This is a genomic window from Streptomyces sp. NPDC058683 (assembly GCF_042716195.1).
Taxonomy (GTDB): domain Bacteria; phylum Actinomycetota; class Actinomycetes; order Streptomycetales; family Streptomycetaceae; genus Streptomyces.
Genome location: NZ_JBHXSK010000006.1, coordinates 221,488 through 245,655, shown reverse-complemented (window position 1 = coordinate 245,655; position 24,168 = coordinate 221,488). Strand labels below are relative to the sequence as shown.

Annotated in this window: 17 protein-coding genes; 5 read left to right on the top strand and 12 right to left on the bottom strand. The window is 72.3% G+C overall.

The features are described from left to right. Positions 1-141 precede the first annotated feature (141 nt). Positions 142-1,572, top strand: a complete 1,431-nt coding sequence (locus ACFWXC_RS09065) for a PP2C family protein-serine/threonine phosphatase (RefSeq protein WP_384475420.1) — start codon at positions 142-144, stop codon at positions 1,570-1,572. Between the two features lie 53 nt (positions 1,573-1,625). Here ACFWXC_RS09065 and ACFWXC_RS09060 read toward each other — a convergent pair whose 3' ends face one another. Continuing rightward, the gene (locus ACFWXC_RS09060) at positions 1,626-3,125 is read right to left on the bottom strand and encodes a hypothetical protein (protein WP_384475418.1); all 1,500 of its coding nucleotides are present in this window, start codon (positions 3,123-3,125) and stop codon (positions 1,626-1,628) included. Between the two features lie 266 nt (positions 3,126-3,391). Between ACFWXC_RS09060 and ACFWXC_RS09055 the strand changes: the two genes are divergently transcribed. Both ACFWXC_RS09055 and ACFWXC_RS09050 read left to right on the top strand, forming a co-directional pair. Further along, positions 3,392-4,531 (top strand): aminoglycoside phosphotransferase family protein, encoded by a 1,140-nt coding sequence (locus tag ACFWXC_RS09055; protein ID WP_384475416.1) that lies wholly within the window; start codon positions 3,392-3,394, stop codon positions 4,529-4,531. 255 nt (positions 4,532-4,786) lie between these two features. Continuing rightward, on the top strand, positions 4,787-6,772 hold the full coding sequence (locus ACFWXC_RS09050; RefSeq protein WP_384475413.1) for an N-acetylmuramoyl-L-alanine amidase: 1,986 nt from the start codon (positions 4,787-4,789) through the stop codon (positions 6,770-6,772). 6 nt (positions 6,773-6,778) lie between these two features. On the opposite strand, the gene ACFWXC_RS09045 is transcribed toward ACFWXC_RS09050, so the two are convergent. The 8 genes from ACFWXC_RS09045 to ACFWXC_RS09010 all read right to left on the bottom strand — a co-directional run bounded on the left by ACFWXC_RS09045 (position 6,779) and on the right by ACFWXC_RS09010 (position 15,784). Further along, on the bottom strand, positions 6,779-7,276 hold the full coding sequence (locus tag ACFWXC_RS09045; RefSeq protein WP_384475410.1) for a hypothetical protein: 498 nt from the start codon (positions 7,274-7,276) through the stop codon (positions 6,779-6,781). Between the two features lie 200 nt (positions 7,277-7,476). Continuing rightward, positions 7,477-10,140: an ATP-binding protein gene (locus tag ACFWXC_RS09040; RefSeq protein WP_384475407.1), complete on the bottom strand. Its 2,664-nt coding sequence runs from the start codon at positions 10,138-10,140 to the stop codon at positions 7,477-7,479. A gap of 138 nt (positions 10,141-10,278) precedes the next feature. Then, entirely contained in the window at positions 10,279-11,184 is a 906-nt protein-coding gene (locus ACFWXC_RS09035) for a universal stress protein (protein WP_384475404.1), read from the bottom strand. A gap of 150 nt (positions 11,185-11,334) precedes the next feature. Next, on the bottom strand, positions 11,335-11,577 hold the full coding sequence (locus ACFWXC_RS09030; RefSeq protein ID WP_384475401.1) for a DUF397 domain-containing protein: 243 nt from the start codon (positions 11,575-11,577) through the stop codon (positions 11,335-11,337). An 83-nt stretch (positions 11,578-11,660) separates the two neighbouring features. Continuing rightward, positions 11,661-12,827 (bottom strand): thiolase domain-containing protein, encoded by a 1,167-nt coding sequence (locus ACFWXC_RS09025; protein WP_384475397.1) that lies wholly within the window; start codon positions 12,825-12,827, stop codon positions 11,661-11,663. After that, positions 12,824-13,912 (bottom strand): thiolase domain-containing protein, encoded by a 1,089-nt coding sequence (locus tag ACFWXC_RS09020; protein ID WP_384475394.1) that lies wholly within the window; start codon positions 13,910-13,912, stop codon positions 12,824-12,826. The genes ACFWXC_RS09025 and ACFWXC_RS09020 overlap by 4 nt, the downstream gene beginning before the upstream one ends. After that, on the bottom strand, positions 13,909-14,850 hold the full coding sequence (locus tag ACFWXC_RS09015; protein ID WP_384475391.1) for a Zn-ribbon domain-containing OB-fold protein: 942 nt from the start codon (positions 14,848-14,850) through the stop codon (positions 13,909-13,911). The genes ACFWXC_RS09020 and ACFWXC_RS09015 overlap by 4 nt, the downstream gene beginning before the upstream one ends. Before the next feature lie 133 nt (positions 14,851-14,983). Continuing rightward, positions 14,984-15,784, bottom strand: coding sequence for a crotonase/enoyl-CoA hydratase family protein (locus ACFWXC_RS09010; RefSeq protein WP_384475388.1), 801 nt, complete (start codon positions 15,782-15,784; stop codon positions 14,984-14,986). Positions 15,785-15,970: 186 nt separating this feature from the next. Between ACFWXC_RS09010 and ACFWXC_RS09005 the strand changes: the two genes are divergently transcribed. Continuing rightward, positions 15,971-17,581 (top strand): acyl-CoA synthetase, encoded by a 1,611-nt coding sequence (locus tag ACFWXC_RS09005; RefSeq protein ID WP_384475385.1) that lies wholly within the window; start codon positions 15,971-15,973, stop codon positions 17,579-17,581. Between the two features lie 215 nt (positions 17,582-17,796). Here ACFWXC_RS09005 and ACFWXC_RS09000 read toward each other — a convergent pair whose 3' ends face one another. The 3 genes from ACFWXC_RS09000 to ACFWXC_RS08990 all read right to left on the bottom strand — a co-directional run bounded on the left by ACFWXC_RS09000 (position 17,797) and on the right by ACFWXC_RS08990 (position 21,650). Further along, positions 17,797-18,516, bottom strand: coding sequence for a class I SAM-dependent methyltransferase (locus tag ACFWXC_RS09000; RefSeq protein ID WP_384475382.1), 720 nt, complete (start codon positions 18,514-18,516; stop codon positions 17,797-17,799). 28 nt (positions 18,517-18,544) lie between these two features. Beyond that, positions 18,545-20,080, bottom strand: coding sequence for a metallophosphoesterase (locus ACFWXC_RS08995; RefSeq protein WP_384475379.1), 1,536 nt, complete (start codon positions 20,078-20,080; stop codon positions 18,545-18,547). A gap of 67 nt (positions 20,081-20,147) precedes the next feature. Next, on the bottom strand, positions 20,148-21,650 hold the full coding sequence (locus ACFWXC_RS08990; RefSeq protein WP_384475376.1) for an acyl-CoA synthetase: 1,503 nt from the start codon (positions 21,648-21,650) through the stop codon (positions 20,148-20,150). 108 nt (positions 21,651-21,758) lie between these two features. On the opposite strand from ACFWXC_RS08990, the gene ACFWXC_RS08985 reads away from it, so the two are divergent. Further along, positions 21,759-24,167 (top strand): penicillin acylase family protein, encoded by a 2,409-nt coding sequence (locus ACFWXC_RS08985; RefSeq protein WP_384475374.1) that lies wholly within the window; start codon positions 21,759-21,761, stop codon positions 24,165-24,167. Position 24,168 lies beyond the last annotated feature (1 nt).

Sequence of the window (24,168 nt, the reverse complement as noted above, 5' to 3'; positions counted from 1 at the left end):
CCCGTGAAGACTCTGGCATATGCCAGAAGCACCACCGTATCGTGTGTTGCCAAATCCCTTACGGGGCGTCGCAGGCTGTGCAACAGTCGTAACCGGTCCCCCGCCCGTCCTGGCCGTACCGTCCCCGCATCGGAGTGCGTCATGCCGTCCCATGTCTCCGCGGACCGCCCCGCCGCCCAGCCGCCCGGGCGCGGCTCGGTCGAGGCGTTGATATCGCAGACGCGGCGGCTCAAGGGCGATGTGGACGCCGTACGACGGGACACCCGGAGCGACGGCTCGGACCCCCGGGACCGCTGGCAGCGCGCGCTGTACGACCTGGCGCTGCATCAGCTCAACGATCTGGACGAGCACTTGGCGCAGTTGCGGGACGGCCCCGCGCCGCCGCCGCCCGCCCCGGACGCCGGGCCGGTGCGTTCCTCGGCACCGGCCGGCATCCCGCACGGTTCACTGCTCAGCCGGGTCGGCAGCGCGGAGTGGAACCTCCTGACGGACGAGGCCAGTTGGTCCGGCGAGCTCTACCAGATCCTCGGCCGCGACCCGGCCGCGCCCGCGCTCACCCTCGACGAACTGCCCGCCCTGGTCCTGGACGAGGACCGGCCCGGACTGACCGCGATGGTCACCGACTGCCTGGTCGACGCCAAGCCGATCGACGGCGAGTTCCGCGTCCTGCGGCCCGACGGGAACGTGCGGACCGTGCACATGATGGGCGAGCCCGTACTCGGCGGCGACGGCAGCACCGCCTCGATGTGGGCCGTGCTGCGGGACGTCAGCGAACTGCGGCGCAGCCAGCGCACGGTGCGCGAGACCCGCGACTCGATGCGGCACCGGCGCCGGCGGGACCAGACCGAGCAGCGGCTCGCGGCCGAACTGCAGGAAGCCGTGCTGCCGCCGGGGCGCGGCACGCTGCGGCTGCCCTGCCGTGGCCCGGGCACCCTCGATGCCGCCGCCCGTTACCTGCCGTCCGGGGCCAGCGCCCTGCTCGGCGGCGACTGGTACGACGCGCTGGAGCTGCCCGATGGCGACACCCTGCTCAGCGTCGGCGACCTCACCGGGCACGGAGTCGCCGTCACCTCGGGCATGACGATGCTCCTCGGCGCCGTACGGGGCATGGCGATGGCCGGCTCCCAGCCGGGGCAACTCATGTCCCTGCTGAACCAGTTGCTCGACGCCACCGTGCAACCCGCGCTGGGCAGCGCCGTCTGCTGCCGCTACCGCCCCACGACCCGCACCCTGACCTGGGCGCAGGCAGGGCACCCCGCCCCGCTGCTGTTCCGCGACGGGACGGGGTGCGTGCTGAGCGCGCCGGACGGCGTCCTGCTCGGCGCCACCTCGGGAGCCGGTTACGGGCAGGCCGAAGTGACCCTGGAACCGGGCGACCTGCTCCTGCTGCACACCGACGGGCTGTTGCCCGGGCACAGCGCGGCGGACTCCCTGGACCGGCTCCTCGGCCTGTCCCCGCGGTTCGGGACGGCACGCACCGCCCAGGACTGTGTCAGGGCCGTGATCGAGGAATTCGGCGAGACCGAGCGCGAGGACGAGGCCTGCGTGCTCATCGCCAAGGTGAGTGAATAAGGGCGGCTGCCGCCACCCGGATCAACCGGTGCACTTGGACACGCACAGGCTCCCTATGCCTGTGCGCTGTTGTTCGTCCCCCTGTTCCTGGTCTTGGGCAGGACGAGCTTGATCTCCTCCCGCAGTTCCTGGATCTTCGGGTAGCCGGCGTACTCGGCCGTGAGCCGGTACATCTGACGCAGCCGGTCCCAGGTGCGGTGGGAGGAGTTGGACCCCATCGACATCAGGGCCAACCGCGCGTAGTGACCCGCCTGTTCGGGGTCGTCCGCGATGAAGCAGGCGGAGGCCATGGAGAGGAAGTCGAAGATCTTCGACCGCTCCTGCTTGCTGTCGGCCCTGAGCATCAGGGCCTTCTCCGCATAGTGCCGGGCGTGTACGGCCGCGCTCGGGTCATGGTCGGCCAGCGTGCGGTAGGCCAGGGCCTGCATGCCGTACAGATCCGCCTCGTTGAACATCTGCATCCAGCTCGGCGGCGGCACATCGCTGCGGTCCGAGACGAAGAGGCTCTCCGCCTGGCCGAGGGTACGGCGCATCGCCTGGCCCTTGCCCATCGACGCCTGCGCCCACGCCTCGATGGTGTGGAACATCGCCTGGGTGCGCGGCAGCACCTCGTGGCCCGAGCCGGACTGGGCGAGCTTCATCAGGTCGAGTGCTTCGTCGGGCCGGCCGATGTGCACCATCTGGCGAGCCGCTCTGGAGAGCGCCTCCCCGGCACGCGGCCGGTCACCACCCTCACGGGCCGCGTGAGCGGCGATGACGAAGTACTTCTGGGCCGTGGGCTCCAGGCCGATGTCATGCGACATCCAGCCCGCGAGCACGGCGAGGTTGGCGGCGACGCCCCACAGGCGCCGCTGCAGGTGGTCGGGGTGACGGTAGGCGAGCATGCCGCCCACCTCGTTGAGCTGTCCCACCACGGCCTTGCGCTGCAGCCCGCCGCCGCGGGCCGCGTCCCAGGCGCGGAACACCTCGACGGAGATCTCCAGTTCCTCGATCTCCTCGGACCCGATGGGGGCGGCCTCGTAACGGTCGAACCCAGCGGGGTCGGCGTGCAGAGGGTCGTCGAGGACGGGGGCGTCGGCCTTCAGGGTGGGGTCGGTGTGCAGCCACTCGTGCATGGCGCTGCTGAGTACGGATCCCGCGGTGAGCGCGGCACCCGCGCCCACCAAGCCGCGTCGGTTGAGCATGAGGTCCATTCCCGTGAATTCGGTGAGGACCGCGGCGGTTCGTTCGGGCGCCCACGGCATGCCGTCGGGATGTTCCACGTTCCCGTCGTCCGGCCGTTTTCCCGTACGCCCGTGCCGTACCAGACCGAGGTCCTCGATGGTCACGACACGGCCGAGACGCTCGGTGAACAGGGCCGCCAGCACCCGCGGCACCGGATCGCGCGGGATCTCTCCCGTGTCGATCCACCGCCGCACCCGGGAGGTGTCGGTCGCCAGCTGGGGGTGGCCCATGGCCGCCGCCTGCCGGTTGACCAGCCTCGCGAGTTCACCCTTGGACCAGCCGGCCAGGCCGAACAGGTCCGAGAGGCGGGTGTTGGATTGTCCGCTCACGTCAAGCCCCCAGGTTCTCGGCTGACTTGACAGTAGCCCCGTGACGATTGCCGGGCGACTATTCGCCACGGTTCGCCAGGGTGCGCCAGATGGTGTGCCACTGGGCAACGGGTGTCAGGTAGGAACGCGCCACCCCGACCCGGTCACCACTCGACGGGCACACTCCCCAGGGTGTGTCCGGGCGGCCGGGCCGGGTGGGCGCCGAGGACCTCTCGCAGGACTTCTCAGGCAGGCACCGCAGGTACACGAAGGGATCTGTATCGCCCATGTACGCAGCATCGTCCTCCGTGTCCGCCCCGCCCCGGACGCTGCGCCCCCGCCCGGCGGGCAGCGGACCCTATCTCGACCCCGCACGTACCGGGGCCGCCGTACCGGTCGTGGGCCGGCAGCGGCGCGCCGCGGGTCCGGGCACCCAACCGCTCAGCGGGAGACTCGACTTGTCCGGCCCCCAGGGCGCACAGCTGCGCACCGCGATCGCGTCGGTGCACCGGATCTGCCCGGAGTTCGCTCCGGTGCAGGTGCTGCGGCGCTCCGGGCGGTCCGTGATCCTCGTCGGGACGACGGGGCGCAGCACGGCCGTGGCCAAGTGTCTACTGGACCACTCCCCCGCCTGGGCGGAGCGGATCCGCCACGAAATAGCGGCATACCGCTCGTTCGTCCGGCACCGGCCGCCGATCCGGGTGCCGAGGCTGATCGCGGCGGACCCGGACAACTGCACACTGGTGATCGAGCGGATGCCCGGCCGGGTGGCGGCGGTACAGCGCCACCCGGCGGAGGCTCCGCCCCGGGCGGACATCCGGGCCGCCCTGGGCGCGATCTGCCGACTGAACGCCTGGCGGCCCCCGGCGGGCACCTTCGACGCGCCGGTGGACTATGCGGCCCGTATCTCCCGGTACCACGAGCTGGGTCTGCTCACCGACCGGGACATGGGTGACCTGCAGAAGCTGCTGCACGGCATCGCGGTCGCGGCGGGCCGGCAGGGGATGGGCCAGTTCTGCCACGGCGATGCCCTGCTCTCGAACATCCTGCTGTCGCCGGCCGGTCCAGTGCTGGTGGACTGGGAGCACGCGGGCTGGTATCTGCCGGGGTACGACCTGGCGACGCTCTGGTCGGTCCTCGCGGACGCCCCGGTGGCGCGTCGTCAGATCAGCCAGATCGCCCAGTCGGCGGGGCCCGCGTCCCGGGACGCCTTCCTGGTGAACCTGATGCTGGTCCTCACCCGGGAGATCCGGACCTACGAGACCGCCGTGCAGCGTTCGATGCACGACGCGGCCCCGGCGGCACAGGGTACGGCCCACCCGGGTGCCGCGCCGACCGGCGAGGAACAGCGGCTGCTGCTCCGGCGGCTGCACGACGACTGCCAGCTGGCCCGCCGGGCCGTGCGCGCGGCGGTCGGCACTCGCTGACGGGGACGAGGAATCCGCGGTGCGCACAGGGCAATCGCGCACCGCGGATTTCTCGGGTGGCCGTACCGCTCACTGGTGTACGCCACTGACGCCGCGCAGGCCGGGGGCCTCCGGCGCGAAACTCCCACGATCATCGTATGACATGGGAATTCTCCCTCCTCTGGGCATGATTGACGGATCGTCGGCAAGCCGGTACCACTGAGCCACGCTCAGCCCCGCACGCCCCGCCGCGCTCGATCGCCCCTGGAGGCTGCATTGCGAGGATCCGTCACCGAGCCAGCGCCCACTCGTCGCGGCAGACCTGTGCGGAGGGCGGCCGCCGCCGTCGGCTCCGCGGCACTGCTGTTGCCGTTGCTGGGCGCCGCTCCGCCGCCCGGCGAAGCCGCGTCGTCCGCCGGACTGCTCCAGCGTGCGTTCGCGTCCGCCGCGACCGACTACCACGTGCCGCAGAGCGTTCTGCTGGCCGTCTCCTACCTCCAGTCCCGCTGGGACACCCATGACGGCGCGCCGAGTGTGACGGGCGGCTACGGCCCGATGCACCTCACCGACGCGCACACCGCGCTGGCCACCACCACCGAGCACTTCGCCGACGGCACCGAGGACGCCCGCGGCGACAGTGCCCGGCCGGCCCTGCACCCCAGCATCAAGGTGCCGGCGGACTCCGCGCTCCCGGCCCGTCTCAAGACCCTCCTCCGGGCCGCCCGGCTGACCGGCATCCCGGCGGGGGAACTGCGCACCGATCCGGCGTCGAACGTGGCCGGCGGCGCCGCCCTGCTCGCGGCCGCCCAGCGGTCCCTGCACCAGCCGCTCAGCGCCGACCCGGCCGACTGGTACGGCGCGGTCGCCCGCTTCTCCGGCGCCGACGACTCGGCGACCGCGGCGGCGTACGCGAACGACGTCTTCGACGTCCTCCACACGGGCCAGGAGCGCACCACGGACGAGGGAGAGCTCGTCGCCCTCGCCGCCCAGCCGGGTCTGAAGGCCGACACCGCGCAGCTGAAGCTGACCGGGCTGCGCACGGTGGCGGCGGACGACACGGAATGCCCGACAACGGTGTCGTGCGAATGGATCCCGGCGCCCTACGAGGAGTTCGGGGACAACGACTACGGCAACCACGACGTCGGCGACCGGCCGGCCGCGCAGAGCATCAAGTACATCGTCATCCATGACACGGAGGGCGCCTGGGACGGGACCATCAACCTGGTCCAGGACCCGACCTATGTGTCCTGGAACTACACCATCCGCTCCACCGACGGACTGATCGCCCAGCACGTCAAGGCGAAGGACGTGGCCTGGCACGCGGGCAACTGGTACATCAACGCCAAGTCGATCGGTATCGAGCACGAGGGTTTCCTCGCCGCGCCGGACGCCTGGTACACGGAGGCGATGTACCGGTCGTCGGCCCGGCTGGTGAAGTACCTGACCACCGAGTACGGGATCCCGCTGGACAGGCAGCACATCCTCGGCCACGAGAACGTGCCGGGGCCGACCACCTCCACCATCCCCGGGATGCACACCGACCCCGGCCCGTACTGGGACTGGCGGCACTACTTCGAGCTGCTCGAGCACCCCTTCAAGCGCACGGCGGGCAAGAAGGGCGGTCTGGTGACGATCCTGCCGGACTACGCCACGAACCAGCCGACGTACACCGGCTGCGTCACCAGCGGCCAGCCGTGTGCCGCACACGGTTCCGGCGAGGTACGGCTGTACTCCGACCATGACGAGAGCTCGGCCCTGATCAAGGACATCGGCCTCGGCAGGACGCCGACGACCGACGTGAACGATCTCTCCTCGCGGGTCTCCACCGGCCAGCAGTACGCGGTGGCGGACACCTGGGGCGACTGGACGGCGATCTGGTACCTGGGGCAGAAGGCCTGGTTCAGGAACCCGGCGAAGGCGCCGACGGCGGTGACCGCGACGGGGCTGGTGGTGACGCCGAAGGCGGGCCTGACCAGCATCCCGGTGTACGGCCGTGCCTATCCGGAAGCGGCCGCGTACCCCTCCGGGGTACCCGCGCAGGCGGTGTCGGCGCTGCCGTACACCATCCCCGCGGGCCAGGAGTACGTGGTCGGTGACGCGGTGCCGGGCGAGTACTACTACGCGGTCACCTTCGACACCGCCTCGCACCGGGTCGTGGTCGGCAAGGACCTGTACTACGAGATCCAGTACGGCCACCGGGTCGAGTTCGTCCGCGCGGCCGACGTGACAGTGGCCCCCGCCGGCCGGCGGGGGCGGAGGTAACCGTCGTCAGCCCTGCTGGAACAGCTCCGCCGGGAGCGGTTTCAGCAGGGCGTACAGGTCGTCCGTGATCGGGCGGTCCCAGGCGGCGATGGTGACGAGGACGCCGTCGCTGCGGTCGAACTGGACGCAGGAGATCCGGCTCTCGGAGAGCTTGAGGCGGCGCACGATCAGCAGGTTGTCGCCCTGTAGGACCGGCATGTCCTCGGTGCCGACGACGGTGACGTCCTCGTCGTTCTCCAGCGCGAGCAGGAGCTGGCCGACCTCGAAGGGGACCTCGTCGTCCGCGACCTCGCGGGCAGGGGAGCCCTCGGGGAGGTTGCCGATGATCATCGCGGGGCCACGGCCTCCGAAGAGGTCGTAGCGCAGGAAGACGCCCTGGCAGGTGCCGTCGGGGGCGGGCAGCAGCCCGGCGCCGAGGTTGCCGGGCCAGTCGCCCGGGTCCATGGCCAGTACGTCGAAGTCGGGGCCGGCGGGAGTGGCGCTGCGGCGACGGAGGAACGACATGCGGTCCATGGTACGGGTCGACGGCGCCGGGCTGGGCCGAAGGAGCCGGGGCAGGTGGCGGTGGTGCGGTGGAGGGCCGGCGCCGGGGCAGGTGGCGGTGGTGCGGCTGGTGCGGCGGCGTTGTGGCTGTTCGCGCCCTGGCGGCGGAGCCGCATATCAGATACAGCCCCGCGCCCCTTGGCATGCCGGCCCGGCGTCTGCTAGAAAGCCGCCGCCTCCGTCGCCACCAGCTTGGCTCGCGCCTCGTCCGCCAGGCCGTCCGCGCCGCACCGCTCAGCCGTCTCCAGACCCCGCCGGAGGTGGTCGGCGTCCTGGAGTTCCGTGCCCAGGGCTACCAGCGCGCAAGCCAGTTCGTAGGCTGCCGGAGAGCGTTCCAGGTGGGTCACGGCCTCCTTCAGGTAGGTCAGGCGGGCCGGGCCCGTCGTGACCTCCGCCGCGGTGCGCAGGGCCTGGCCGATCGCCGACGGGGCACCGAACTGGCGGGCGCGGCCCACCGCTTCCAGGGCCGTGGCCAGGGCGCGGTCGGGTGTGTCGTGGCTCTCGGCGCGGGCCAGGTGGAGCTGCCAGGGGCACCACGCGGGGTTGCGGATACCGCGTGGTTCGAGGCGGCGGCCCGCGGCCGCGAGCTCGGCCGCCGCGTCCTGGGTGAGGCCGCGGGCGAGGAGCAGTTCGCCGTAGACCGTCTGGGCGTCGGGGAAGACCACGGCCGCCGGGAAGGGCTCGTGGAAGGAGCGGTCCTCGGCGACCTGGGCGGCCTCGTCGGTGCGACCGCGGGCGAGCAGGGTCTGGATGAGGGTGCCGACCGCGTACCAGTGGGCGGGGGTGCCGGGGCCGACCCGTTCGGCGAGGCGCAGTCCGGAGCGGACCAGTTCCTCGGCCTCGGCGAGGCGTCCGCGCCGGTAGCGGACATAACCGTGGAGGGTGTACGCGAAGGAGAGGTGCGCGCCGCGCCAGCCCTGTCGTTCGAAGTCGGCGGTGCCGGTGGCGAAGAGTTCCTCGGTGCGGTCGGGCCGGTCGGCGTACATGAAGGCGAGGGCGACCAGGACGGGCACCTCGAAACCGCGGTCCGACTCGGCCCAGCCGAGGCCGCCGGCGAGGGCGCGCTCGGCGTGCTGGAGCGCGACCTGCGCGGGTTCGCCGCGCTGGACGGCGTCCCAGGTACGCAGGCCGATGATGTACCGCTCGGTGAGGTCGCGGCCCTGGAGCCGGTCGGCGAGCCGGGCCAGCCGGCGGGAGCGGGAGGGGTGGTCGGGTTCGTCGGCGCGGAAGGCGTCCCACATGAACTGTTCGGAGAGCATCCGCAGCCGGACCCGGGCGTCGCCGGTCACCTGGATCTCCCGGGCGAGGGTCTCGGAGGCCTCGGCGAGCCGGTCGCTGTGGGCGAGCACCTGGGAGAGGCGGTAGACGATGTTCTGGCGCAGCCCGGGCTCGGCGATGGGTTCCGCGAGGGCCGCACGCAGGTGGTTGACGGTGGTGGCGGGTTCGGTGAGCAGGGAGGCGCTGCCGAGTTCGTAGAGGACGGCGGCGCGGGCCTTGGCGGGCGGCGGCTCGCGCAGGGCCCGGGCGAGGTAGCGGCAGGCGGCGTCGGGGGCGCCGGCCCGCAGGGTCTCACCGGCGGCGGCGCGCAGTCGCTGGACGACCCAGGGGTCGCCCTCGGGGTGGGTTTCCAGGAGGTGGCGGGCGGCGGTGGCGGCGCTCTGACCGTCGTCGGTGACGCACCAGGCGGCCTGGCCGTGCAGGGCGACCCGGACGCCGGGCGGGATGGCCCGGTAAACGGCGGTGGCGATCAGCGGGTGGACGAACTCCAGGGTCTCGGTGCCGGTGAGGACGCGGACGCCGCGCAGGGCGTCGGCGGCGTCGGCGGCCTCCTCGTGGCCGAGGCCGGCGACGGCGGCGGCGAGCGCGGGATGGATCTCGGTGCCGAGGACGGCACAGGCCCAGGCGAACCGGACGGTGGAGGGGCCGAGGCGTTCCAGCCGGGCGATCAGCCCGCTGCCCTTGACGGCGGCGGCGAGGTCGCGCAGCAGGGGTGCGCCGGCCTCGGTGGGGTCGAGGCCCCGGTCGTGGACCTTGGCGGTCAGTTCGACGGTCTCGAAGGGGTTGCCGGCGGTGACGGCCCAGCACTCGTGGCAGAAGGTGTCGTCGGCGTGCGCGCCGAGGCTCTCGCGGACCAGGCCGGCGACGGCGCCGGCGCTGAGCGGTTCCAGGTCGTGCGGGCGGCCGCCGGCCCGGCTGGGCAGTCCGCGCAACGACTCGGCGTGGTCCGGGAGTTCGTCGGGCCGGTAGGCGACGACGACGAGCAGCGGGAGTTGCTCGGCGCGGGGTGCGAACGCGGCGAGCCAGCCGAGGGATTCGGGGTCGGCCCAGTGCGCGTCGTCGAGGACGAGGACCATCGGCGCCTGGCGTACCACGAGGTGGGTGAGCACCCAGTCGAGGCCGTCGCGCAGGCCCTGCTGGTCGGGCGGGGCGCCCTCGGTGGGGGCGCACAGGCCCAGGGCGGGGCCGACGATGTCGTACCAACTGCCCAGTGATGCGCGGAGTTCGGCCTCCGGTGCGCCGGCGAGGCGGGGTTGCAGGAGCTGGCGGGCGACGTGGAAGGCGACGCGCTGTTCCTGGTCGCCGCCGCGGGCGGAGAGCACGGTGCAGCCCTGGGCGGCGGCACGGCGGCGGACCTCGGCGAGGAGCGTGGTCTTGCCTATCCCGGCGCGGCCGGCGAAGGCCAGCAGCGCGCCGAGCGGCCGGTCGGCGGGTGCCGCGCCGTCCGTGCTCAGACCGGTGAGTTCGGCCAACGCCTCGTCGACGACGGCGAGTTCACTCTCACGTTCGTAGAGTGTCCGTCGGTTCCGAAGGACCCGCTGTCCCATGACCACCCCCTGCCACGGTGATGCGCGAGCGCGGGGAGCGGGCGCGCACCGTGGCTTGCAGGCAGCTCAGCGTACGCCCGATGAGCGTGATCCGCTCCCTACTGACGGTTACTGACCCAAGGGGCTTGACAGGACACTTCAGGACTCTTCGGACGGTGACGGCGGGATCACCGCGATCGGGCTCGCCGCGTGCAGCAGGACGGCCTGGGTGACCGAGCCCATCATGCGGGCTGGGGCGAGCAGGCGCCGTCGGTGCCGCCCCACGACGACCAGTTCGGCGTCCTTGGAGGCGGCGACCAGGGCGCCGGCCGCGTCGCCGGGCAGCGCGAGTACCTCGGCGGGCACGTTCGGGTGCTCCTTGAGGTACGGGGCGAGAAATCCCTCGGCCAGGGTGCGGGTCTCCTGCTCGACCTCGTCCTGGTCGACGGTCGGCGGGGCGAGTTCTCCGGCCGTGGCCCAGAACCGGACCGGCCACGGGTAGGCGGCGATCACCTGGAACCGGGCGCCGCGCCGGGCTGCCTCCGCGAAGGCGAACGCGAGGGTGGCGTCGTCGGGGCTGTCCACGTCCACGCCGACGACGACCCGGGGCCCGGGCCGCGCGGGGAACTCGTCGGGGACCTCGCGCCCCGGCCTGGGTACGACGACCACCGGGCACTGGGCGTCGCGGGCGGCGGCCATGCCGTTGGAGCCCAGGATCAGGCCGGCGAAGCCGCCTCGGCCCCGGGAGCCGAGCACCAACAGCTGGGCGTCGGAGCCCAGTTCGGGCAGCAGCGCGGACGGGGCGCCCTCCATGGCAACGTACTCCACGGCCGGTCCCCCGGCGTCGGCGGCCAGCCGGCGGCCGACCTCGTCGAGGACCGGGTCGCCGGCCGTGTCGGGCTCTCCGGCGACCATGACGTCCGGCTGTCCCCAGGCGGCGTACTGGCGCACATGCACCACCCGCAGCGGTGCCTCCCGTCGCCGGGCCGCGTCGAGGGCCCAGTCCAGGGCGCGCAGGCTGTCGTCCGAACCGTCCACCGCGGCGATGACCGGCGCAGTGCTCATCGTTGCTCACCTCCGGAATACGACCTTCCCTGTCCGGGGCCAGCCTGTCTCAGGCGGCGGCCCCGGAAGGGCGCTGCTGGTCACGTGTCCGGAAATCCTTGCGGAACACCCCCCGGTTCGCCTCTCTGCCGCGGAACCGGGGGCAGGCGCTCAGGTCAGGTCGAACTCGCCCTCCCGGGCCCCCGACACGAAGGCGCCCCATTCGGCGGGGGTGAAGATGAGGGAAGCGCCCTGCGGGCGGCCGCTGTTGCGCATCGCGATGAATCCCTCGACAAAGGCGATCTGGACATCCCCCAGGCCACGGCTGCTGGACTGCCACTCCGCCTCGCTGAGGTCCAGCTCCGGCTTGTCCCAGCCCAGTACCGACTGCTGCTGGATGGTGCTCTCGGCCACGTCCGTGCTCCTCCCGAATTCGTCGTCCGCGGCCAGCCTAGCTTTCGGTTCCGGCACTCAACAGGCCATGTGACGGGGTCCTTTCAGGAGTCGGGGGCCGCTGCGCCGACCAGCCACATCGAGAAGAACTGGGAGCCGCCGCCGTAGGCGTGCCCGAGCACCTTGCGGGCGCCGTCCACCTGGTGTTCTCCGGCCTGGCCGCGGACCTGGAGGGCGGCCTCGGCGAAGCGGATCATGCCGGAGGCGCCGATCGGATTGGTGGAGAGCACTCCGCCCGACATGTTGACGGGGAGGTCTCCGTCGAGTTCGGTGACACCCGATTCGGTGAGTTTCCAGCCTTCGCCCTCCGCGGCGAAGCCGAGGTTCTCCAGCCACATCGGCTCGTACCAGGAGAACGGCACGTACATCTCGACGGCGTCGATGTCCCGGCGCGGGTCGGCGATCTGGGCCTGCCGGTAGACGTCGGCCGCGCAGTCCTTGCCGGCCTGCGGCGAGACGGCGTCCTTGCCGGCGAACAGGGTGGGTTCGCTGCGCATGGCGCCGCCCAGCATCCAGGCGGGCGGCTTCGGGGAGCGCGCGGCTCCGGCCCGGTCGGTGAGGACCATGGCGCAGGCGCCGTCGGAGGAGGGGCAGGTCTCCGAGTAGCGGATGGGGTCCCACAACATGGGGGACGACTGGACCTTCTCCAGGGTGATGTCGTGCTCGTGGAGGTGGGCGTAGGGGTTCTTGAGCGCGTTGCGGCGGTCCTTGTAGGCGACCAGCGAGCCGACGGTGTCGGGGGCGCCGCTGCGCCGCATGTAGGCCCGCACATGGGGGGCGAAGAAACCGCCCGCTCCGGCCAGCAGCGGCTGCTGGAAGGGGATCGGCAGGGACAGCCCCCACATGGCGTTGGACTCGGACTGCTTTTCGAAGGCGAGGGTGAGCACGGTGGGGTGGACGCGGGCGGCGACGAGGTTGGCCGCGACGAGCGCCGTGGAGCCGCCGACGGACCCCGCCGTGTGGACCCGCAACATGGGTTTGCCGACCGCCCCGAGCGCGTCCGCCAGGTAGAGCTCGGGCATCATCACGCCCTCGAAGAAGTCGGGCGCCTTGCCGATGACGACGGCGTCGATGTCGGCCCAGTCCAACTCGGCGTCGTCGAGGGCGCGTCGTGCGGCCTCCCGGACCAGCCCGGCGATCGACACGTCCCGCCGGGCCGCCACATGCTTGGTCTGGCCGATCCCTACGACGGCCACGGGCTCCTTGCTCATCGCGGATCCCCTTCCTGAGAGGGGCTCTCCAGCGGATCCCCTTCGAGTACGGCGACCAGGTTCTGCTGCAGACAGGGCCCGGAGGTGGCGTGGGCGAGGGCGCGGTCGGAGTCACCGCGGTGGATGCGGGCGGCGGCCTCGCCGATGCGGATCAGCCCGGCGGCCATGATCGGGTTGGCGGCGAGGGCCCCGCCGGACGGGTTCACCCGTACGTCGTCGCCGAGCCGCAGCGCCCTGCGGAGGACAACCTCCTGCGAGCTGAACGGCGCGTGCAGCTCGGCGGTGTCGACGGGCCGGTCGAAGGCGCCGGCCCGCTCGGCGGCGAGCCGGGCGGACGGTGCGTCGGTCAGGTCGCGGACGCCGAGGCCGTGCGCCTCGATGCGGTGGTCGATGCCCCGGATCCAGGCGGGCCGGGAGCACAGCTCGCGGGCCCGCTCCCCGGCCGCGAGGATCACCGCGGCGGCCCCGTCCCCGATGGGCGGGCAGTCGCCGGTGCGCAGCGGCCGTACCTGGTAGTCGCCCTGCGGTACCGAACCCCGCAGCTGGGCATGGGAGTTGGCACCGGCGTCGGCGCGGCTGCGGGCGCCGACCGCGGCCAGCGCGGGCTCGTCGGTGTGACCCGCGTCGATGAGGGCCTGCGCCTGCAGCGCGGCGAGGGCGACGGAGTCCGGCCAGAGCGGGGCCAGGTAGTAGGGGTCGAGCTGGCGGGTGAGCACGTCCCGGACGGAGCCGGGCGAGGACTTGCCGTACGAGTAGACGAGGGCGGTGTCGGCGTCCCCGGTGAGCAGCTTGGTCCACGCCTCGTACAGCGCCCAGGCACCGTCCATCTCGACGTGCGACTCGGAGATCGGCGGCCAGGCGCCGACGCCGTCGAGGGCGAGGGTGAAGGAGAAGGCACGGCCGGCCAGGTAGTCGCTGGATCCGGAGCAGGTGAAGCCGATGTCGGCGGTGCGCAGCCCGGTCTGTTCGAGGACGCCGTGCAGCACCGGCATGAGCATCTCCACCTCGGAGAGCTCCTCGCTGGTGCGCCGGTGGTCGGTCTGCGCGAAGGCGACGACCGCGATGTCCCGCGTCGGTGCGGTCACAGCAGCTCCTTGTAGGTGTCGTAGTCCGCGTCGGGTTCGCCGGTGGGCCGGTAGTGGTCGGGATAGCGGGCCCCCTCGGTCCACACCGGCTCGACCCTGAGGCCCATCCGCACCTGGTCGTAGGGGATGCCGCCGATCCGGCCGTGCAGGGCGAGGCCGGCGCCGTCCAGGGCGATGTGCCCGTAGACGTACGGCACCTCGATGTCGAGGTTCTTCGCCTTGATGTTGACGATGCAGAAGGTGGTGACCGTGCCCCCGGGGCCCACTTCGACCTGTTCCGCTGTGGCCACCCCGCAGGTGGGGCAGGCGCCCCTCGGCGGGACGTACACCTTCCGGCAGGAGGGGCAGCGCTCGCCGTAGGTCCGCCGGGTGGACAGCGCGTCGATGTAGGCGGACTGGGCGCGGCCGGGCGAGTAGGTGTAGTCGAGGCGGGCGTGGGCGACGATGCCGTGCACGGCGTCCTCGAACTCGCCGCTGTGACCGGCCGGTTCGGCCGCTTCGCCGTCGTACGGTTCGAAGCAGGCGATGTCGGTGATGGCGCCCGACCGCTCCTCGGCCCAGCGGACACGGACCCGCATGCCGGTGCGGACGGCCTCGGGGCCGGGGGCTTCGAGGGCGTGCAGCAGGGCGGTGTCGGCGCCGTCGAGGCGGACCAGGACCCAGGCGAAGGGGGTGTCCAGGGGCTGGCCGCGGCGGGGTTCGTGGTTCCAGGCCCAGGTGGTGACGGTGCCGGTGGCGGCGACCTCGACCAGGTCGCGGATCTCCTCGGCGGTGACGGGGTCGTACTCGACGGGCGGGACGAGGGTGCGGCCGTCGCCGGTCCGCACGCCGAGGACGACGCGTTCGCGCAGTCCGGTGAGAAAGGCGCTCTGGACCGGGCCGAGGGACCGGGTGAAGGGGAACTCGACGACGAGGGGGGCTTTGAGGACTTCGGGCATGGGGGGCTTGCCTCCTTAAGGTCGGTGCGGGTGACCGCCCCTTCTTTCAGGGGCGCGGGGCGCGCACATCTGCGACTCCGCCGCGCGGGCGCGACCAGCCGCATACGGCCCGCAGCGTCCGACGCACCGGGCATCACTCGCGCTTGTAGACGGCCGGTCGCTTCTCCGCGAAGGCGCGAGCACCTTCCTTCGCATCGGCCGTGTCGAAGATCGGCCACCCACGCTTCAGCTCTGCCGCGAGCCCGTCCGTCTCCGTCATCTCCGCCGTCCCGTACACCGACGCCTTGACCGCCTCGACGGCCAGCGGCCCGCACGCGTTGATCTGTTCGGCGATCTCCAGGGCCTTGCCGAGCGCGGTGCCGTCCGGGACGACATGGCCGACGAGCCCGATGCCGGCGGCCTCCCGGGCGGTGTACGACCGTCCGGTGAGCAGCATCTCCAGGGCGTGGGTGCGCGGGATCTGGCGTTGCAGCCGGACCGTGGAGCCGCCGATCGGGAAGAGCCCGCGTTTCACCTCGAAGAGCCCGAAGGTCGCGGACTCGCCCGCGACCCGGATGTCGGTGCCCTGGAGGATCTCGGTGCCGCCCGCGACGCAGTAGCCCTCGACGGCTGCGATCACGGGTTTGCGCGGGCGATGGTGGCGCAGCATCGCCTTCCAGTGCAGGTCCGGGTCTGCTTTCAGCCGGTCGCGGAGGTGCTCGCCCGCCATGCCCTGACCGGCCAGCGCCTTGAGGTCCATCCCGGCGCAGAAGGCGCCGCCGGCTCCCGTGAGCACGATCGAGCGGACCGTGTCGTCCTCGTCGGCCTCGATCCAGCCGTCGTACAGGCCGACGAGCATGGAGATCGAGAGCGCGTTCTTGGCCTCGGGCCTGTTGAGCGTGAGCACCAGTGTGGCGCCCTCGCGCCGTACGGTGAGGTGTTCCGTCCCACCCATGGACCTCTCCCCTCTGCCGGAACGAGAACAGGTTGCAGTAGGGCGGGAGGCACTTCAAGGGTTTTCTGACAGACAGTCAGATTTCTTCGCGCGAACCCTTCCCACTTGCCGCGCCCTTTGCTCTGATGACCGGCGAACCGACAGGTGCGCCTTTCTTCGCCATGGTTGCCGGGGTCAGGAGGAGCGGTGGAGTACAACCTTGCCGATCTGTTCGAGTCGGTCGTCGACGTGGCCGCGGACCGCGAGGCGCTCGTCTACCTCGATCACCCCGGCACCGGCGCGGAACGCCGGCTGACCTACGCGGAGCTGGACGCGGCCGCCAACCGCATCGGCCACCATCTGGCCGACAGCGGGATCCGCCCGGGCGAGCATCTCGGGCTGCACCTCTACAACGGGGTCGAATACCTCCAGACGGTGCTCGGCTGCCTGAAGGCGCGGATCGTGCCGGTCAACGTCAACTACCGCTATGTCGAAGAGGAGTTGGCGTACCTCTACCAGGACGCCGACCTGGTCGCGCTGGTCTTCGACGCGGAGTTCGACGACCGGGTGGCCGCGGCGCTGCCGCGGGCGCCGAAGCTGCGGCACCTGGTGCGGGTGGGCGAGCCGGAGTCCGGCCCGAAGGCCGTGTCCTTCGCGGAGGCCGAGGCCGCGGGGTCGCCCGAGCGAGGCTTCCCGGCACGCTCGGCGGACGACCAGTTCATCATCTACACCGGCGGCACCACCGGGATGCCCAAGGGTGTGATGTGGCGTCAGGAGGACCTGTTCTTCGCGGGGTTGGGCGGTGGAGCGCCGACCGGTGAGCCGGTGAAGCGACCGGAGGAGCTGGCCGAGCGGGTCGCGGCGGGCGGCGCGGGGATCACCTTCTTCCCCACTCCCCCGCTGATGCACGGCACGTCGACCCTCACGACGTTCATCGGCTTCAACTTCGGGCAACGGGTGGTGATCCACCGCCGGTTCGTGCCCGAGGAGGTGCTGCGGACCGTCGAGAAGGAGAAGGTCACCAGCATGTCGCTGGTCGGCGACGCGATGCTGCGCCCGCTCATCGACGCCCTGAAGGGGCCGATGAAGGACACCGACTGCTCCTCCATGTTCAGCGTCTCCTCCTCCGGTGCGATCCTCTCCGAGACCGTGCGCCGGCAGTTCAGCGAACTCGTCCCGAACTGCATGCTGCTGAACAACTTCGGGTCCTCCGAGTCCGGCTTCAACGGCACCGCGACGAACGACTCCGGGGCCGGCAGCCGGTTCCGCGTCCGCGTGAACTCCCGTACGCAGGTGGTCGATCCGGCGACCCATGAGCCGGTCGCGGTGGGCGAGATCGGCCGGGTCGCGCAGAGCGGCCATGTCCCGCTCGGCTACTACAACGACCCGCGGAAGACGGCCGAGACCTTCTTCGAGAAGGACGGCCTGCGCTGGGTGCTCCTCGGCGACATGGGCACGGTCGACGAGGACGGGGTCGTCACGGTGCTCGGCCGGGGCTCGCAGTGCATCAACACCGGGGGCGAGAAGGTGTACCCGGAGGAGGTCGAGCAGGCGCTGAAGTCCCATCCGGACGTGTACGACGCGCTGGTGGCCGGGGTGCCGGACGCCAAGTGGGGCAACCATGTGGCGGCCGTGGTGCAGTTGCGCGAGGGCGCCGGCCGGCCCTCTCTCACGGACATCCAGACCCACTGCCGTACCCAGCTGGCCGGATACAAGATCCCCCGTCAGCTGGTGATCGCCGAGTCCATCCAGCGGTCGCCGAGCGGCAAGGCGGACTACCGATGGGCACGCGAGGTGGCGGTGGCCGCCGACCGGTAGGACGCGCGGGTGTGCCACCGCGGCGGGACGGTCCGGGGGCCGTACTCTGTGCGCACGATTCGATGTGGATCACGCGCACAGTGGTACGACGGCCACTCGGAAGCACCTCGGTGCCGCACCTCACGCCTCCTCCGCTGCCGGACACCGAAGCCCCGCCGAAGGCCCCGCCCGCCCAGGCCGGGCACGGCGGTGACGACGGCCGGCGGCCGGCGGGGTCAGGCGCTCATGACCGGCTTGGTCACCCGGAACGCAAACTGGCCGCAGAACGTGAGCTTGCGCAGGTTCACCAGGGCCGTGTGCCGCCCGCTCTTGCGTGCCCAGGTGTCGATCTCCGTGTTGAGCGGCGACTCCGTCTGCCAGAACCGGCCGTACTCCTTCTTCCGCGAGGAGTGGTAGGTGCGCATGATCAGAGTCACGCCGTCGAGTGAGGGCCGGATCTCCTCCAGGGCCAGCCCGGCCTCCTCCACCAGCATCCGGAACCCGTACGGCGTGTAGTTCCACAGGCTGAAGGAGTGGTAGGGCTCGAACTGGGAGGTGCTGCCGATGAACAGCCCGCCCGGACGCAGCACCCGGCCCACCTCGGCGAGCAGTTCTCTGGGCCGGGCGACGTGCTCGAAGACCTGGTGCGAGTAGATCAGCGGCAGCGCGCCGGAGCGGAACGGCATGTTGACGCCGTCGAAGTACACCACCGGGTCGCCTCCGGGCGAGCGCTGCGCGGCCTCCGGGGAGTCGCGGATGTCGAGCCCCACCCATCGCACGTCCGGGGCGTGCCGGCGGAAGAGCCCGGCCGAGGTGCCGCGCCCGCATCCGAGGTCGACCACCCGGTCCGGTGCCCGCGACGAGCTCATGGCCTCGTCGAGGTAGTAGCGGGAGGTGACCTGGCGGGCGTGGTCGTCAGGGATGCAGTCGTGCATGAGTTCCCACAGGGTCGCCATGCACCCACGCTACGGAGGCGCCCGTGCCTCAGGCCGCATCCAGGCGGGGGGTCGGGTCGGCCGTCATCCCTTGGGGCGAACGGGGCGGCGCGGACGGCTGTGCCGGACGGCCGATGCCGGACAGGTCGCGGACGGCCACACTGTTGCGGTCGGCGACCGTGCGGCCGAGCGCGTGGTACGGCCACAGTCCCCCGGCCTGCCGTCGGCTGCGCTCGTTCCACTCCAGGGCCTCGGCGTGGCGGGCCCGGAAGAAGTTGAGGGCGTAGCCGCCGGAGTGGATCCGCAGCAGGAAGAACCCGCCGGGGTACTCCTTGGCGGCGCCGACCTCCTGCAGGGTCACCTGGGGGGCGAGGGGCACCTGGGTGCGCTTGTTGCGGTGGGTGTGCCCGGCGTGGTGGAGGAACACGCCCGGGGCGGCGGCATAGGCCCGCAGGATCGCGCGGGCCTGGCGGCGGCCGAGGCGCTGTCCGGGGCTCACCGGGAAGAGGGCGTCCCGGACGGTGAGCGGATGGTGTCCGAAGACCACGGTGGGCTGTTCCCGGTGGGCCCGCAACCGGCGGCGGAACCAGGACAGCTGCTCGGCGCCGAGACCGCCCGCGTCACCGCCGTTCCCGCGCTTGTCGTAGGTGTCGAGCCCGATGATCCGCAGCCCGCCCACGTCGTGCTCGAAGTAGCCGGGACCGTCCGGCGTACCGAACGCGCCGCGGAAGGTGTCGCCCTCCTGCCCGTCGCGGTCGTGGTTGCCGCGGACCACGAAGTAGTCCCGCCGGTGGGTGCCGAAGCCGTCCAGGATCCGTCTGGCCTCCGTCAGGTCGCGCGGTCGACCGCCTGCGGAGATGTCACCGGCGGCCAGCAGCAGTTCGGCTCCGCGGCTGCGGGCCTCGTCCACCACGGCGCGGCTCATCAGCTCCGGGTAGGCGGTGCGCCCGGCGCGCTGTGCCACTCCGCGCAGGAAGGGCACGCCGGCCACCAGACCGGCGACGGTCTCGCCGATGTGCAGGTCGTTGCAGAGGGCGAGGGAGAGCAGATGGCGGCCGGGCGGGGGCTGCGGGGTGGTGAAGGAGTAGGGGCCGCCGGGCGAGCCGAGGCCGTGCCGGGAGGTGCCGGCCGCGTTGCCGCGCACCAGGTGCAGCGCGGTGGGTGTGGCGGGCACGCCCCGGGAGCGGGCCTGGTAGTAGTACGTCTGGCCCGGTTCCAGGCCGGTGAGTTCGACGTGGTGGTGGGCGGTGGGCCGGTCCTCGCCCGCGGTGCGGTTGAGGCGGGCCGGATGGGTGCCGTAGACGACCTCGCCCTCCGTGACGGCGGGCAGCATGCGGCCGGTGCCGTCGTCGGTGCCGGGCTGGGCGGTGTGCCAGGTGACGACGGCACGGTCCTCGGTGAGGGTGACCAGTTCCAGGTGGACGGCGGCGAGGGAGCGGGGGTGACGGGGCGCGGGGGCGGTGGCGGACCTGAGAAGGGCGGGTGCGAGCAGGAAACCGGAGCGCAGCATCTCGCAGGGGCCGGGGATGCCCGCGAGTGCGCCGAGGGGGACGGGGAGGCAGCAGCGCATGTCTGCTATCTGCACGCCACCGGTGAACGGCGGACGTGGTACCGGAAGCCGCGCAAGGTATGGAACCAGACGTCTTGGGTCCTCACGGGGCCTCACCGAACCGCTCCCGCAGCTCCCGCTTCAGGATCTTGCCGCTGGCGTTGCGGGGCAGCGCGTCCACGAACAGCACCCGCTTGGGTGCCTTGAAGGCGGGGATCTTCTCCTTCACATGGGCGATCAGCTCGGCCTCGCCGACCTCGCCGCGCGCCACGACGACCGCCGTGACCGCCTCGATCCACCGCTCGTCGGGCAGGCCGATCACGGCGGCCTCGGCGACGGCCTCATGGGTGTAGAGCGCGTCCTCGACCTGCCGTGAAGCGACCAGTACGCCACCGGAGTTGATGACGTCCTTCACCCGGTCGACGATGGTGAAGTAGCCGTCGGCGTCGCGCACCGCGAGGTCGCCGGAGTGGAACCAGCCGTCCCGGAAGGCCTCCTGGGTCTCCTCGGGCCTCTCCCAGTACCCCTCGCACAACTGCGGTGACCGGTAGACGATTTCACCGGGCGTGCCGTCGGGCACGTCCTTGCCGTCCTCGTCGACCACCCTCGCCTCCACGAACAGCACCGCACGGCCGCAGGAGTCCAGCCGCCCCTTGTGCTCCTCGGGCGCCAGTACGGTGGCCAGCGGCCCGATCTCGCTCTGCCCGAAGCAGTTGAACAGGGCCAGTTTCGGCAGCCGTGCGCGCAGCCGTTCCAGGACGGGCACCGGCATGATCGACGCCCCGTAGTAGGCCTTGCGCAGTCCGCCCAGGTCGCGTGAGGCGAAGTCGGGCCGGTTGGACAGCCCGATCCACACGGTGGGCGGCGCGAAGAGGCTGTCCACGCGCCCGGCCTCGATCAGGTCGAAGAGGGTGTCGCCGTCCGGGCCGTCCAGGACGATGTTGGTGGCGCCGACCGCCAGGTAGGGCAGCAGGAACACGTGCATCTGGGCGGAGTGGTAGAGCGGCAGCGCGTGCGCGGGCCGGTCCCCGGCGCTCAGGTCGAGGGCGGCGATCGCGCTCAGGTACTCGTGCACCAGCGCCCGGTGGGTTATCATCGCGCCCTTGGGCAGGGCCGTGGTCCCCGAGGTGTACAGCAACTGCACCAGGTCCTCGGTACGCGGTTCGGGACCGTCGTACGGCGGCGCGTCCGCGAGCCGGGCCAGGAGCGAGCCGTCGGTGTCCCGCAGCGGCAGCACCCGTACGCCGTCCGGGAGCCGTCCGGCGAGGTCCGGGTCGGCGAGCACCAGTGAGCTGCCCGACTGGCCGACGATGTAGGCGAGGTCGTCGCCGGTCAGGTTCTGGTTGACCGGCACGTGCACCAGGCCGGCCCGGGCGCAGGCGAGGAACGCGATCAGGTAGGCGTCCGAGTTGTGCCCGTAGGTGCCGACCCGGTCGCCGCGGGTGAGGCCCTGGTCGAGCAGGACGCTCGCCGCCCGGGAGACGGCGTCGTCGAGTTCCCCGTACGTCCACCGGCGCTCGCCGTACTCCAGCGCCACCCGTGCGGGGGTGCGCCGGGCGCTGCGCCGCAGCACCCCGTCAACCGTGCTGCCCTGTCCCTGCGTCATGACTCATGATCCTCGGCCCGTCGCCGGGAGAGGTCAAGCACCACGGAACCGCACCCGCGCCCGCAGGCGCCCAACCGCTTTGTCCCGCAACGACGTTGGGAAACACAGATGCGTACCACCCGCGCGAGACGGCTGCTCGTCGCAGCCGTCGCCCTGCTCACCGCATCGGCCGCGTTACCGGCCGCCGCGGCCGAGCGGCCCGCCCGTCAGGACCGTCCCTCGCACGGCGGTCTGTCCGCCGTCATCCGCTACACCGAGTACGGCATTCCGCACATCCTCGCCGAGGACTACGCCGGCCTGGGGTTCGGCACCGGCTGGGCCCAGGCGGCCGACCAGGTCTGCACCCTCGCCGACGGCTTCACGACCGTGCGCGGCGACCGCTCGCGCTTCTTCGGTCCCGCCGCGGCCACCGACCTCTCGCTCTCGTCGGCGGGGGACAACCTCTCCAGCGACCTCTACTTCCGGGGCGTACGGCAGTCCGGCACGGTGGCGAAGCTGCTCGCCGAACCGGCGCCGCTGGGCCCGAGCCGGCAGGCGAAGGACCTGATACGGGGGTTCGCCGCCGGGTACAACACCTGGCTCGCGAAGCACCGGATCACCGACCCGGCCTGCACGGGCGCCGCCTGGGTACGGCCGATCACCACGCTGGACGTGGCCACCCGTTACTACGCCCTCGCCGTCCTCGGCGGCCAGGGCGGCGCCGTGGACGAGATCACCGGGGCGACTCCTCCCACCGGTGCCCCGGCCCCGGAACGGGGTGTTGACGCCGCGGCCCTCGTCCAAGCCGTACAGGACCGGTCGGCCACCTCCGACATGGGATCGAACGCGGTCGCCTTCAGCGGCGCCACCACCGCGAACGGCCGGGGTCTGCTGCTGGGCAACCCGCACTACCCGTGGCAGGGCGGACGCCGGTTCTGGCAGTCGCAGCAGACCATTCCGGGCGAGCTGAACGTGGCCGGCGCAGCCCTGCTCGGCACGCCGACCGTGGCCATCGGCTACAACTCCCGGGTGGCCTGGAGCCACACCGTCGCGACCGGCGTCCCCTTCAACCTGACCCGGCTCACCCTCGACCCGTCCGACCCCACCGTCTATCTGGTGGACGGCAAACCGGAGCGGATGACCAGGCGGACCGTGACCGTCGCGGTCAAGGAGGGCGCCCCCGTCACCCGCACCCAGTGGTGGACCCGGTACGGCCCGGTGGTCGCCGACCCGGACGGCGATCCGCCGCTGCCCTGGACCGCCACGACGGCGTACGCGTTCAACGACCCCAACGCCGCCAACTTCCGGTTCGCCGACACCTCGCTCGGCTTCGGCAGGGCGCGCTCCACGGCGGACCTCCGGGCGTCCCTCGACCGGCACCAGGGGCTCCCGTGGGTGAACACCGTCGCCGCGGACTCCGCCGGGCACACCCTGTTCACCCAGTCGCAGGTGCTGCCCCGGATCACCGACGACCTCGCGGCCCGCTGCTCCACCGATCTCGGCAGGATCACCTATCCGCAGGCGGGGCTCGCGGTCCTCGACGGCTCGCGCGCCGCCTGCACGCCCGGCAGTGACGCCGACGCCGTGCAGCCCGGGACCTTCGGGCCCGCCCGGATGCCCGTCCTCCTGGACGCCCCGTACGTGGAGAACTCCAACGACAGCGCCTGGCTGACCAACGCCGACCGGCCGCTCACCGGGTACGAACGGATCTTCGGCGACGTCGGGACACAGCGCACACCACGCACCCAGGGCGCGATCGAGGACGTGGCGGCGATGGCGGAGCGGGGCGGGCTGACCGTCCGGGACCTCCAGGACCAGGAGTTCGCCAACCGGGTGCCGGTCGGTGACCTGACGGCGGCCGACGCGGCGAAGGCCTGTGCCGCGCTGCCGGGCGGGACGGCCTCGGGAAGCGACGGCACGGCGGTCGACGTCGCCGCGGCCTGCCCGGTGCTCGCGGCCTGGGACCGCACCATGGACACCGGCAGCAGGGGCGCCCTGCTCTTCGACCGGTTCTGGCGGAAGCTCACGGCCGCGGTGCCAACGGCCCAGCAGTGGCGGGTGCCGTTCTCGGCGGCCGACCCGGTGCACACCCCGAACACGCTCAACACCGCCGCACCCGGCTTCGCCACGGCCCTGGCCGACGCCGTGGCCGAACTGCGCGCGGCGGGCATCCCGCTGGACGCGCGGCTCGGCGAGCACCAGTTCGTCGTGCGCGGCGGGCAGCGCATCCCGGTCCCGGGCGGCACCGAGGCGCTGGGCGTCTGGAACAAGATCGAGCCGGTCTGGAACGCCGGCCAGGGCGGCTACACGGACGTCGCGTTCGGCTCCAGTCATATTCAGGCGGTGGGCTGGGACGGCAGTCGCTGCCCGGTGGCCCGCACCCTGCTGACGTACTCCCAGTCCTCGAACCCGAACTCGCCCCACCACAGCGACCAGACCCGGCTGTTCTCGGCCGAGAAATGGGTGACGGCGCGGTTCTGCGAGAAGGACATCCTTTCGTCCGCGGCGTTGAAATCCGTCCGAGTGCACGAAAGCTGAG